The following is a 12393-nucleotide window of genomic DNA, read 5'->3' as shown; positions in this document are numbered from 1 at the left end:
TGGCATAAGCAGATCGACACCCGTGATCGACAAAACCGCGAACTGGCCAGCATGCAATGAAGCGCTCAAGCGCCGAGCATCGCTGAAGATCTGGTTCGACCGCGAGATTAAATGGGATGCAGTGCCGCACGGTAAGCGCGACTGACAGAACACCTACAGTGACGCAGCAATCCAAATCTGCCTATCGGTGACGGTACCGTTCGGCATGGCGCTCTGCCAGACGACCGGCATTGTCGAGAGCCTTCTGCGCCTGGTCAGCGTGGACTGAACTGTGCGTGATTTCAGCACGCTATCCCGCAGCCAGAAGACCTTAGCGGTGAACATCCGCTACCGGCTCCAAGTAGCCCATGGGTATTAAGGTGGGGGAAAAAGTCGAGCGGCGCGCCCGCAAACATGAGGGTTCCAGACGGTGGATCTTGCGCCAGACCTGCCTCGAGATCGACAAACATACATTGGAAGATTTGGCCGTCGAGATCATCGGAAGCCGCATCGGCCCCTCTCGGCAGCGTGCTCCGCATGCACCTGCCGGGCAATGGATGCGCCGGTGCTGGCAGATCTGCTCGACCAGATCACGGTGGACCAGAAGATCGGAAGTGTTACCGCCGACAGGGCTTAAGACACCCGTAAATGCCATGATGCAAACGCCGATCGCGGCGCCCAAGCTGCCATCCCGGCCCACGAGAGCGCGAAGCCATGGAAAGCGATCACTGCCGGCGCCGTGGCGCGCCGCGAAGCGGGCTTGCAACTACCTCGACCCCGCATTGTGGGTACGATGGTGTAGCTATCACCGTCAAAGCCGCGTCGAAACCAAGATGCATTGCCTGAAGCTGCTGGGGCAGCGGTTTATGGCGTGGGACTTCGACAGCCAGGTCGCCGAACTCCAGGTCCACATCGCTGTCCTGAACTGCTACACCGCCCTCGGAATACCCGTCACAACGGTCGTACGATAAGTCTGTCCGGGGGACAGGGGGAACTCGATCGTCAGCGGATTTGTGCAACACAGTCGTGAAAGGTGGCCCCGCGGTTTTTGAGAAGCTCTGTGCCCCAATGAGGAGTTCTTCCGAGGGCTTGTTTCGGAGTTAAATGATTGATTCAAAAGATAATATTTAACATTTCGCATGCAGCGTTCTTAGTGCGCTGACCGAAGCGAGGTCATCATCCTTACTCGTTGTTGGACCATTGACGGTGCATCGATTGTCGTCCCTGTTAAGGACAAAGAAAGTGAGTGTACCGCATTTATCCGGTTGAGGCGCTGCCACGGCGAACTTGTCTCGTCGTGCTTCCTTCCATTCCGTCGAATGGATCGCACCATCAAACACCTAGAGGTGCGAAGAAGCCCGATACCCAACAGATCTGTTCGGCGCCCCTAGCAATGGGATATCTTGCAGTTACTCTACCAAAGGTAGCGATTTAATCGCCCATAGGCTGAATTCCGCGCTCCTGTGGCGGGGAGTAGCTATACTTCCAGTTGATTGCCCTTAGGCTGATCATCAGATCCGCTCACGCAGCGCACGCATCAGCACCTTCGGACATTCGGGTCTCGAATACTGGCTTGGTCGAGCGTGTTGTCATATCTATTGGCTAGAATGGTCTTCATTCTTGCGCGCCGAGTGCGATCGAAAGTCTTTGCCAACACGGAATGAGGCTCTGGACGGTGCTGCAGATAAGCCGAGCCAAAAGACCTTTAGAGTAATCCCTCAAACGACTGACAGTAAGAGCGTCTAGCTATAGTGCAGTAATGTTATGCAATAACATTCTGGTGCAATTGAAGAATCCGGCCACCCGCTCCTTCCCCCCAGCATGTAGGAGAAGGCCCTTCGCTGCCACGATCCGTATCTACGCGTTGCCTGATCTCGGTGGCCAGCCGCTTCCCCCTGAGCTTTGCACTCAGCCCGCGACCGCGCCCATCAGCACCATCGCAGTCCCCGATCTCCTCGACAGAGCCGGTGGGTTTTGTCGTCGCGTTTCTGCGCTGGCCCAGAAGGAGCCGGCTCAGCGCGGGGTGGGTTAAAAGTCCCCGGATCGTCATCGCCCGATTTGACTCACGGTCAGGCAGCCGGCCCCATTGAATTCGCTCAACGGTCAAAGGCTATGGCGTCTGTGGGATATGCCCGGCTTGCAGTCCGGTCTGCTCCAGTGGGTGTTCGCCCCCGCACCGCACCAAAGGCACGGAGGCGAGGAGGAATCACGCGACAACGACACCAGCCTGCACCGCCATGGCGTAAGGGCATCGAGTGATGGAATGGAGGACTTGGGTCGTCAGCTTGCGGCGATGACATCGGGCGGCGCCTTCCAGAGTCCGCTTATGCACGAGCGCACTTGGGCCCGTATCGAGAACCTCGAACAACCCGCCGAGAAACGATGAGAGCGGGACTGCGGCATGCGGTGGACGGCGTGCCATATGAAGCAGGTTGCAATGGTTTGAGGTTCGGATACGGTGCCGCTGATCGCCAGTCGCACCAAGGTGAGGTGGCACTTTTTGCTGCACATCGCGCTGCTCAAATGATGCCAAAATTATCAGGTAAGTATCTGTTTTATAATAACAGTAGCTTGGGGTTGGAAGCCCTTCGTCTCCGCCATCCTCCATCATCATTGAATGACTTGGGGCGCTGGATAGCTTTCAAGTCTATGGACGTATACGCTTATTCTCGTTCGTTGATTGCGCTCGGATCTGTTCGATCCGTGGTGTGGGCGGTGGCGCGTCCGATGGGCTTTGTTGCAGGAAGGCGGTCTGAAGCGTGGGGGCCTCTTTCTCATTCAGGTTCAGGATGCGCGGACGACGTCGGCGATGTCGGGCGTCTTGAAGCGATCGATGAGGGCGGCCCGTATGAAGATTTCGGCGTGTTGGCGTCAGGGGCCCTTGCCGCGACGCGCTCGCCCAAGGATTTGAGGCCGCGCATCTTCGCCGCCACGCTGCTGCGAGGGTAGCCCCGCTCGGTAATCTGCGCGACTGCGTCACGCATGAACGCGTCGCTGAACTTGCCTATGCCCATCTCGGCCTCCTCGCCTCAAAATTCGGGAAGAAGGCGTCCACGGTTCCCGGGCGATGCGCCTAAACCACTCGTTCATACAGTGATGCTAATCCTCTCGTTCAGCGGTGTTCGTTTCCAGTCCCTGTCGGAGAGACCCATGAAACTTCGTCATCAGGTCCTTGCTCTTGCCGCGATCCCTCTTCTCGGGCTCGCAATTGTCAGCGTCTATTTGGCGGGGCAGGAGGTGTTGCGTGTTCTAGACGCCTCAAGGACAGAATTGGCCGTTGCCGAAGGGGTTGCCTGGGGCGACCTGGTTCATCGCCTGCAGGTGGAGCGTGGCCAAAGCGCCGGCTTCATCGCGTCACAGGGCGCGAATTTCGCGACGACGTTGCCGGAAATGCGGGGCGAGACGGATCGGGTTCTGGCCGACATCGGGACACTTCCGGACGACATCGTGTCCGCGCTTTCAGACCTTGAGGCGTTCCGCGACAGGATCGACCGCCAGGCGGTCAATGTCCCTCAGGTCGGGCAGTTTTACACGGCGGCCGTCCGCGCGGTGATGAGCCGCACCCAAAGCCGGCTTCTGTCGCCTGCGGACCCCGAGATCGTGCGCCTCTCGGCGGGCATTCTCGCCTTGGCGGAGGCCAAGGAAGCGGCAGGACTTCAGCGTGCGGCGGGGGCCACGGGATTTGGCTCAGGGGCCTTCGCTCCGACGGTCTTTCAAGCGTTTGTCGAACGTGGCGCGACGGAGATTGCCCAGTTGCGTATGGCGCAGGTCGAACTGGGGGAGGCACGGATTGACCGCGACCTGACGACTTTGGCGCAGGGAACTGCCGTGGCCGAGATGCGGTCCGCCGTCGTTTCGGCGGGTCCGAATGCCGCAATTCCAGGCATATCGGGGCCGCAATGGTTCGCTGCAGCAACGGAATGGATTGATACCCTTCGGCAGTTCGAAATTGAGGTTTATCAAGATATTGCAGCAGTGTCCGCGGCGCATTCCTCCAGTGCGGTTCTCCGGCTCGGACTCGTGGTGGCGGTTGCCTTTTTGGCTATCGGCGGAAGCTTGTTCGTCGCGCTCAATGTCGTGAAGACGTTCAATGGGAGTTTCGCAGCACTGAAGGAGGCGATGGACCGGTTGGGTGAACGGGATTTCGACGGCTGGACCCGTAAAGCCGGGATCGCCGAGGAAATCGACACGTTGTTCGACACGGTCGAGCGGACCCGCGATGCCTTGCAGGACGCGGATCAGCGTATCGCCGACGCCACACGTCGCCAGCGCGAGGATGTGATCGACCATCTCGATGCGGCGCTTATGCGGCTGTCGAATGGGGATCTGTTGTGCCAGATTGAAACGCCATTCCCGCCCGAGTTCGAAAGCCTTCGCGACGGTTTCAATGAAGCGGTCCTCCGCCTGCGCGATACGTTGGGCGGCGTTTCCATGGCGGTCGAGACCTTCCAGCGTTCCAGTAGCGATCTCAACCGCGCGACGGAGGATATGTCGCGCCGCACGGGCTCTCAAGCGGCCGCGCTAGAAGAGACGACCGCCGCCCTTTCGCAATTGTCGGACATGGTCGCGGGGACGGCGCGTTCGTCGCGATCCGCCGGCCAATCCGCGACCGGACTACGCAGCGCCGCTGTCGAAGGGCGAGGGCGCGTCGACGAGGCGATCGCGATCATGCAGAAGATTTCCAAATCTTCGGAGGAGATGACGCGCATGATCGCGTTGATCGACGACATCTCGTTCCAGACCAACCTCTTGGCGCTCAACGCTGGGGTCGAGGCGGCCCGTGCGGGCGAATCCGGGCGCGGGTTCGCGGTCGTCGCGGGCGAGGTTCGGGCGCTTGCCGTGCGCTCGGCCGATACGACGAACGAGATCCGCTCGCAGATCCGCGCCTCGATAGCGATTGTCGAGGAAGGGGTCTCGTTGGTCGAACAGGCGGCGAAGTCCTTCCACCAGATCAGCGAGGGGGTTGAGGGAACGACTGGCGCGATGGAGCATATCGCCGGCGAGGCCGCGGCGCAGGCCTCCAGCATTGCCGAGATCAAGGCGGCTATGGAATCGCTCGATCAAGTGACGCAACAGAATGCGGCCATGGTTCAGGAAAGCTCGGATCTGATCGCGACGCTGAACCACCAGTCGGGCGATTTGTCGACGCTGGTCGGCGCGTTCCAGACGGGAAAGGGGCTGGACAAGGAGCGTCGTCGCTCGGCCGCCTGACTGTGGCCGGCCCCCCTGACAAGAAGCTTCGGTGCCGACGCCTCGCCTGCGCGGCGTGAGTCGGCAGGGGCGGGCTTCCGGCCGTCGCGCTCTCCAACGGTGCCTGCCCCTTGTATCCCGCGCGTCTTTGCCCTAGGTGCCGCGCCTTCGCGAGCATTCCAAGAGACACATCGGGGGCGACATGACGCTGACGCAAAGCCTGGCGATCGATTTCGGCACGTCGAATTCAGCGGCGGCCGTTTTGGACGGAGACCGTATCCGCCGCATTCCGATCGAGGCGGGTAGCGACAAGCTGCCGACAGCCGTCTTCTTTCCCGCCGACCGGGGGGCGATGCGGGTCGGCGCCGCGGCATCAGAGGCGCTGATTGCCGGCGAGGAAGGCCGCTACATGCGCGCGCTGAAATCGGTGCTGGGCCTGCCCCTGTTCCACGAATCCCGTCTGATCGCCGGCAAGCGCCGCACCTTGGCGGATATCGTCACTTCCTTCCTGCGTCTTCTGCGCGAAAGGGCCGAGGCCGAAACCGGCCAGCGCTTCACCCGAGCCTTGTCCGGGCGTCCGGTACACTTCCACTCCGATCACCCCGAGCGGGACGCCAAGGCCGAGGCCGATCTGCGCGCCTGCTACCTCGCCGCAGGGTTCGAGAGCGTGGATTTTCTGCCTGAACCGGAAGCGGCTGCACTGGCCAGCCACGGGTTGGGCGGGGCTGAAGGAACCGGGATCATCGTTGATATCGGCGGTGGTACCTCGGACTTTTCGGTTTATCGCAGCCGTCAGGGCAAGCCGCAGATCCTCGCCAGCCACGGCATCCGTTTGGGCGGCACCGATTTCGACCATGCCGTCTCGATGAGCCATGCCATGCCGCTGTTGGGCCTCGGCTCCGAACTGCGGCGCACGATGGGGGAGGGTCTGCTGCCCGTACCGCGTGCGCCCTATGTCGAGCTGTCGACATGGGCGACAATCCCGTTCCTCTATTCGCCAGAAACCCGCCGGCTCGCGGCCGACATGACCCGCATGGCTGTCGAACCCGATCGCCTGCAGCGCTTCCAGGAAGTGATCGAGGAAGAACTCGGCCACGTCCTCGCCTTCGCGGTCGAGCGCGGCAAGATCGAGGCGAACCATCCTGACGGCGCCGGCCGCATCTCGCTGGCCGAGGTCGAGCCCGGCCTCTCCGCTCCGATTGACGCCACCAGCCTGAACACCGCGCTGGCGCAATATCGCGCGGATCTGCACGCGGCGGCGCGACAGACGCTGGACGCGGCCGGCATCGAACCGGGCGCTGTGGATGACGTGATCCTTGTCGGCGGCTCCAGCCTGATGAGGATGGTCGAGGAAGAGATGCGCGCCCTGTGCCCGGCAGCGCAGATCCGCAAAGCCGAGGCCTTTACTGCCGTCGTCGACGGTCTGGCGCTCGCCACGGCCTGACGCCGACCACTGGCACGAGCATCATGGGCGCGGGGAGTGTTTACACCCGCGCCCCCCTCGGGCATGAGGGAGACGCCGCAGCAAGGAGCCTTTGCCATGGCAAATCCCGACCCGATCACCCCCATAACCCGGAACCCTGCAGGGCCGCTGGTGATCCTGGCCGCCCTCGGCACGGGCAGCTTGCTCACGCTGATGTTGCTGTCCAACAGCACCATGGCCGCCCATACCAGCGCGCTCTATTCGTCCTTCGCGGCGCATGGTGTGGGCTCTGTCGTGGCGGCGTTCGCGCTGCTGGCCCTCTGGCGCTTGCGCGGGACGCAGAAGGATCGCACCGTCCTGCGCCGGCATGCGCCGCTCTGGGCCTATCTCGGCGGGATCTCGGGGGCGTTGACGGTCGTGGCAACCTCGCTGGCCGCGAATTCGGAACTGGCGCTGACCGGGACGCTTGCGCTGGGCATCGTCGGACAAATGGCGCTGGCGCTGATCTTCGACGCGACCGGGGCCATGGGCATTGAGCGCCGGCTCCCCAGCGGACGTCAGCTCCTGTCGCTCGCGGCGATCGTGGTCGGCACGCTGTTGATCATCTTCTCGCGGGGGATGAGCTGATGCTAGTGATGATCGCGCTGGCCCTCGCCGGGGGCATGCTGGTGGCTTTGTCGCGCCAGATCAACGGACGGCTGGCCCTGCAGACCACGGCGCTGCAATCGTCGTTCTGGAACCATGTCGTGGGCTTGGCGGTCCTCACCATCGTGGTTCTCGGCGCCGGCTCATTCTGGCCGGAGGGCGCGGCGACCGCCCCCTTCATCGCCTGGATCGGCGGGGCGGTGGGCGTGGCCTTCGTGGGGCTGGGCAGCTGGCTGATCCCCCGGCTGGGCGCGGCGATGACCGGCGGCTTGCTGGTCGCCGGGCAGATGCTGTCGGGCGTCGCGCTGGACCTTTTGCGTGGCGAGGATGCCGTGCTGTGGATGCAGCTTGGCGGTGTCGCGTTGATCCTGGCCGGGGTGGCGCTCAGCCGGCGGTGAGGCACTACAGCCCCAGCGCCGCCTCGATATGCTCGGCCTGCGCGCGGACCATCCGGCGGCCTTCGTCGATACATTCCCGCGCGCGGTGCAGGTCCATGATCGACACGCCCTTCAGCCGCGCGCCCAGCAACACTTGCGGCGGGTCGCCCGCCAGCCGGGAGCGGCGGATCTGGTCGGACATGATATCCAGCGTCGCGTTCAGAAGGGCCACGTAATTCGGCTCGGGCGTGTCGGGCATATCCTTGTTGTTACGCCACAAATTCCGCAAGGATTGCGGGATGAGCGCGTTGAAGGCGGCACTGCGGGGCGTCGCTTCGGCGATGTCGTAATAGCCCGAGGCCACGCCCGCATCCGGGTTGACCGCGATCACCGATTCCGCCCCCAAGGCCCGCGCGGCCGAGACCGGGACCGGGTTCACCACGCCGCCGTCGATCAGCCAGCGCCCCTCGTGGTATTGCGGGCGCAACAGGCCAGGGATCGAGACCGAGGCCCGCACCGCCGTCGCCAGCGGCCCGTCGCGCAGCCAGACCTCGCGCCCGTGCCGCAACTCGGTGGCGACGGCGACGAAGGGCAGGGACAGCTCTTCGATACTGTCGGGCATGCGCAGGCCCTTGAGCATGGTCAGCACCCCGGTGCCGCCCATGATCCCCGCGCCGGCGATGCCGATATCGATCAGCGGCAGGATGGTGCGCAGGGTCAGACTGCGGGCCCAATCCTCCAGCGCGTCGAGCTTGCCCGCCGCATAGGCCGCGCCGACCAGCGCCCCCATCGACGAGCCGGCCACCACGTCGGGGCGGATGCCCATCTCCTCCAACTCGCGCAGGACGCCGATGTGGCACCAACCGCGCGCACCGCCCGAGCCTAAGGCCAGCCCGACCACGGGTTTCTTCATCGTCTCATTCCTTCCCGAACAGCCGTTCCAGCACCTTCAGCCCCTCGTCGATCTTCTGGCGGTCCTCGGCGCTGAGGGGGGCGAGCATCGCCTCGGTGGCCGCCTCCATCTCGGGGCGAATCTTGTTGAAGGCCCGCTTGCCTTTCAGGGTGAGGCTGGCATGGGCGACGCGCCGGTCCAAGGGGTCTGTCTGTCGCGTCACCCAGCCGCGCTCCTCCAGCGCCTGAAGCGCGCGGCTGACCTTGGTCTTGTGCGCCGGCACGCGGTCGCACAGCTCGGAGGCCGTCAGGGACGGGGCCTCGGCCAGATTGACCAGCACCCGCCATTCCGGCCGGGTCAGATCATGGCGCCGACGGTAGATCGCCTGCGTGTTCTCTGACGTCAATTCGGCCAGAAGATTGAGCCTGTAGGGTAGATATCCCTTTAGAAACATATCTCTACGTCTTCGCATTGATAGTTACATTTTCAACCAATACCCTGCCTGAACATGATTCGCATAGACAAGAAACGGGAGCGTTGCGGATGACCAAGAGTTTTGCGTCGGCCGGCGACATGGCCGAGAAAAAGATCTCCTTCACGCAGGTGGGCGAGGGGCTTTACGCCTTCACCGCCGAGGGCGATCCGAACACCGGTGTGATCATCGGCGATGACAGTGTGATGATCGTCGAGGCGCAGGCGACGCCCCGTCTGGCGCGCAAGGTCATGGAATGCGTCCGCTCGGTCACCGACAAGCCGATCAGCCACCTCGTTCTGACCCATTACCACGCCGTCCGCGTGCTGGGGGCCTCGGCCTATGGGGCGCGCGAGATCATCATGTCCGACACCGCCCGCGCGATGGTGGTGGAACGTGGGCAGGAGGACTGGGACAGCGAATTCGGCCGCTTCCCCCGCCTCTTCCAAGGGCATGAGGAAATCCCCGGCCTGACTTGGCCGACCACGACCTTCTCGGACTCGATGACCGTCTATCTCGGCAACCGCCGGGTCGACATCATGCACCTCGGCCGCGCGCATACCGCCGGTGACGCCGTGGTCTGGGTCCCGGATCAGGAGGTGATGTTCACCGGCGATATCGTCGAATACCACTCGGCCTGCTATTGCGGTGACGGGCATTTCTCGGACTGGGAAGACACGCTCGCCAACATCGCGGCCTTTGAGCCCAAGGCCATCGCGCCCGGTCGCGGCGACGCACTTGTCGGCGAGGACATGGTCGCCGCCGCCATCGAGAACACTGCCGATTTCGTCCGCTCGACCTATAAGCCGGTGGCGCGTGTTGTGGCCCGTGGCGGCTCGCTGAAAGAGGCCTGGGACGCCGTGCGCGCGGAATGCGACCCGAAGTTCAAGGATTACGCGATCTACGAGCATTGCCTGCCGTTCAACGTCGGTCGCGCCTATGATGAGGCCCGCGGTATCGACACCCCCCGCATCTGGACCGCCGAGCGCGATCAGCAGATGTGGGCCGACCTGCAGGGCTGAGCCGATGCGCGACCCGTTCCTGACCATGTCGCTGAACAATGCCTGGGCGAATACGACGCTCTATGGGGCGATCGCGGGCCTCTCGGGCGAGGCCTTCGCCGCGCCGCGTCCGGGGTTCTTCCCTTCGCTCAAGGCGACGCTCAACCATATCTGGCGGGTCGACCTCTATTACCTCGACGCGCTGGAGGAAGGCGGGCTCGGCCCCCGCGCCTTTGACGAGGCGCCGGAACAGGACAGCGTGGCGGGCCTCGCCGCGCGTCAGGCCGAGGCCGACATGCGGCTCGCCCAATTCTGTCAGCGCCTGACGCCCGAGATGCTGGACGCGCCGCGCACAACGCTGCGCCGCCACGGCCCGGTCACGGAACAGGTGGGGCCAATCCTGCTGCACCTGTTCCAGCATCAGGTCCATCACCGCGGGCAGGCGCATACGATGGTGGCGGATGCGGGCCTCGCGCCGCCGCAGCTTGACGATTTCCATCTCGAATTTGGCCGCGTCCCCTCGGCGCAGGCCTATTTCACCTGACGACCGCCTGATCGGGGAGGAGAACCCATGACCGTGCAACCGAAAATCTTCGAGACGCCGCTCTACGCCTATCAGCGCAGCGCTGATCAGGACGCGCCCGCGCCGGTGCGCCACCCCGTCGTGGTGGTGGGGGCGGGGCCGGTCGGCCTCGCGCTGGCCATCGACCTTGCGCAGCAAGGCGTGGGGGTCGTGGTGCTTGATGACAATGACAAGGTGAGTTTCGGCTCGCGCGCGATCTGCTTTGCCAAGCGCCCCCTGGAGATCCTCGACCGGCTGGGCTGCGGCGTCGAGATGGTCGACAAGGGCGTCATCTGGAACCTCGGCAAGGTCTTCTTCGACGACCGCCAAGTGTACGAATTCAACCTTTTGCCGGAGGACGGGCACAAATTCCCGGCCTTTATCAACCTGCAACAGTACTATTTCGAGGATTACCTCGTCGCCCGCCTGCGCCAGATGCAGGCCGAGGGCGCGCCCATCGAGCTGCGCGGCAAGAACCGCGTGACCGGGTTGGAGCAGTTCGCCGACCATGCCGCGCTGCAGATCGACACGCCCGAGGGGCCCTATGCGCTGGAGGCCGAATGGCTGGTCGCCTGTGACGGCGCGGGATCTCCGATCCGCAAGATGCTGGGCCTCGATTTCGTCGGCGAGGTGTTTCAGGACAACTTCCTCATCGCCGATGTGATCATGGAGGCGGACTTCCCGACCGAGCGTTGGTTCTGGTTCGATCCGCCCTTCAACCGCGGCCAGTCAGCGCTGCTGCATCGCCAGCCGGACAATGTCTGGCGCATCGATTTCCAGATCGGCTGGGATATCGACCGCGAGGCCGAGCTGAAGCCTGAGAACATCGACCGCCGCCTGCGCGCGATGCTGGGCGAGGACATCCAGTATTCGCTGGAATGGTCCTCGATCTACACCTTCCAATGCCGCCGGATGGAGCGGTTCCACGAAGGCCGGGTGATCTTTGCCGGGGATTCCGCGCATCAGGTCTCGCCCTTCGGCGCGCGGGGCGCGAATTCGGGGCTGCAGGATACCGACAACCTCGCGTGGAAGCTGAAGCTGGTGCTGGAGGGGCTGGCGCCCGAGAGCCTGCTGGAAAGCTACGATATCGAGCGGATCCATGGGGCGAAGGAGAACATCCTGAACTCGACCCGCTCGACCGATTTCATCACGCCGAAATCCGAGACCAGCCGGATCTTCCGCGATGCGGTGCTGGACCTGTCCGAACGTTTCGATTTCGCCCGGCCCTTTGTCAATTCGGGCCGGCTGTCGGTGCCCTGCACCTATGACGGCTCTCCCTTGAACACGCCCGACGCGCTGCCCGAGGGGCCTGCGCGGACCCGGCCGGGCTCGCCCTGCGCGGACCTGCCGTTGGGCGAGGGCTTCCTGTTGGAGACGCTGGGCGTGCGGGGCAAGCCGGGCTTCCAGCTGCTGGTGATCGACACCGAGGCGCCCGAGGCCTTGGTGCTGGAGGGGCTGGCGGTCGAGGTGGTGGCCCTGTCGTCGAAAGACGCGCCGCTTCTGAAGGACCGTTATCTCGGCGGCGCCGCCTCGGCGGTCTATTTGATCCGGCCCGACCAGCATGTCGCGGCGCGCTGGGCCACGTTCGACGCAGGCGCCGTGGCGCAGGCGGTTTCCCGTTCCCTCGGCAAGGAGGCGTGAGGCATGGCCAATCTGACCCTGACCCGCAACATCGCCCGCGCGGATGACGTCTACCAGCAGTTGATCGACGCTCATCAGGGCAAATCGAAGCCTGAAAGCGATGCTTTCAACGCACGGCTGATCCTGATCCTGATGAACCACATCGGCGATGAGGCGGTGATCGCCGAGGCCTTGGCGGCGGCGGAGGGATAGGGCGGCCGAAGCACCCTCC

Annotated in this window: 11 protein-coding genes and 1 pseudogene; 10 read left to right on the top strand and 2 right to left on the bottom strand. The window is 63.8% G+C overall.

Annotation, left to right across the window (positions count from 1 at the left end):
* Nucleotides 1–4: 4 nt before the first annotated feature.
* The 6 genes and pseudogenes from BCY78_RS24640 (at nucleotide 5) to BCY78_RS12510 (ending at nucleotide 7635) form a co-directional block, all read left to right on the top strand.
* A pseudogene (locus BCY78_RS24640) lies at nucleotides 5–950 on the top strand (IS5 family transposase).
* A gap of 1411 nt (nucleotides 951–2361) precedes the next feature.
* Nucleotides 2362–2928: a hypothetical protein gene (locus BCY78_RS25235; RefSeq protein WP_139103160.1), complete on the top strand. Its 567-nt coding sequence runs from the start codon at nucleotides 2362–2364 to the stop codon at nucleotides 2926–2928.
* A 201-nt stretch (nucleotides 2929–3129) separates the two neighbouring features.
* Nucleotides 3130–5190 carry a methyl-accepting chemotaxis protein gene (locus BCY78_RS12525; RefSeq protein ID WP_068302264.1) on the top strand — a complete coding sequence of 687 codons (2061 nt, stop codon included), beginning with the start codon at nucleotides 3130–3132 and terminating at the stop codon, nucleotides 5188–5190.
* A 181-nt stretch (nucleotides 5191–5371) separates the two neighbouring features.
* Nucleotides 5372–6613 (top strand): Hsp70 family protein, encoded by a 1242-nt coding sequence (locus BCY78_RS12520; protein ID WP_068302263.1) that lies wholly within the window; start codon nucleotides 5372–5374, stop codon nucleotides 6611–6613.
* Nucleotides 6614–6709: 96 nt separating this feature from the next.
* A complete protein-coding gene (locus BCY78_RS12515; RefSeq protein WP_068302262.1) occupies nucleotides 6710–7219 on the top strand; it encodes a DMT family transporter in 510 nt (169 codons plus the stop codon).
* Nucleotides 7219–7635 carry a DMT family transporter gene (locus BCY78_RS12510; RefSeq protein WP_068302256.1) on the top strand — a complete coding sequence of 139 codons (417 nt, stop codon included), beginning with the start codon at nucleotides 7219–7221 and terminating at the stop codon, nucleotides 7633–7635. The genes BCY78_RS12515 and BCY78_RS12510 overlap by 1 nt, the downstream gene beginning before the upstream one ends.
* Nucleotides 7636–7639: 4 nt before the next feature.
* On the opposite strand, the gene BCY78_RS12505 is transcribed toward BCY78_RS12510, so the two are convergent.
* Both BCY78_RS12505 and BCY78_RS12500 read right to left on the bottom strand, forming a co-directional pair.
* Nucleotides 7640–8527 carry a patatin-like phospholipase family protein gene (locus BCY78_RS12505; protein ID WP_068302253.1) on the bottom strand — a complete coding sequence of 296 codons (888 nt, stop codon included), beginning with the start codon at nucleotides 8525–8527 and terminating at the stop codon, nucleotides 7640–7642.
* Nucleotides 8528–8531: 4 nt separating this feature from the next.
* Complete coding sequence (locus tag BCY78_RS12500; RefSeq protein ID WP_158515933.1) at nucleotides 8532–8960, bottom strand: MarR family winged helix-turn-helix transcriptional regulator; 429 nt, start codon at nucleotides 8958–8960, stop codon at nucleotides 8532–8534.
* An 89-nt stretch (nucleotides 8961–9049) separates the two neighbouring features.
* Between BCY78_RS12500 and BCY78_RS12495 the strand changes: the two genes are divergently transcribed.
* From BCY78_RS12495 to BCY78_RS12480, 4 genes are read left to right on the top strand one after another with little or no spacing between them, the layout of a single operon-like run.
* On the top strand, nucleotides 9050–10000 hold the full coding sequence (locus BCY78_RS12495) for an MBL fold metallo-hydrolase (RefSeq protein WP_068302240.1): 951 nt from the start codon (nucleotides 9050–9052) through the stop codon (nucleotides 9998–10000).
* A 4-nt stretch (nucleotides 10001–10004) separates the two neighbouring features.
* A complete protein-coding gene (locus BCY78_RS12490; protein ID WP_068302238.1) occupies nucleotides 10005–10523 on the top strand; it encodes a DinB family protein in 519 nt (172 codons plus the stop codon).
* Nucleotides 10524–10550: 27 nt separating this feature from the next.
* A complete protein-coding gene (locus tag BCY78_RS12485; protein ID WP_068302236.1) occupies nucleotides 10551–12182 on the top strand; it encodes an FAD-dependent oxidoreductase in 1632 nt (543 codons plus the stop codon).
* Nucleotides 12183–12185: 3 nt separating this feature from the next.
* On the top strand, nucleotides 12186–12374 hold the full coding sequence (locus tag BCY78_RS12480; protein ID WP_068302233.1) for a DUF2783 domain-containing protein: 189 nt from the start codon (nucleotides 12186–12188) through the stop codon (nucleotides 12372–12374).
* Nucleotides 12375–12393: the final 19 nt, after the last annotated feature.

Source organism: Pararhodobacter sp. CCB-MM2, assembly GCF_001691415.1.
In the GTDB taxonomy this organism is placed as follows: domain Bacteria; phylum Pseudomonadota; class Alphaproteobacteria; order Rhodobacterales; family Rhodobacteraceae; genus Pararhodobacter.
Note: the sequence above shows the minus strand (reverse complement) of the source record. Positions and strands in the feature narration are given on the sequence as shown.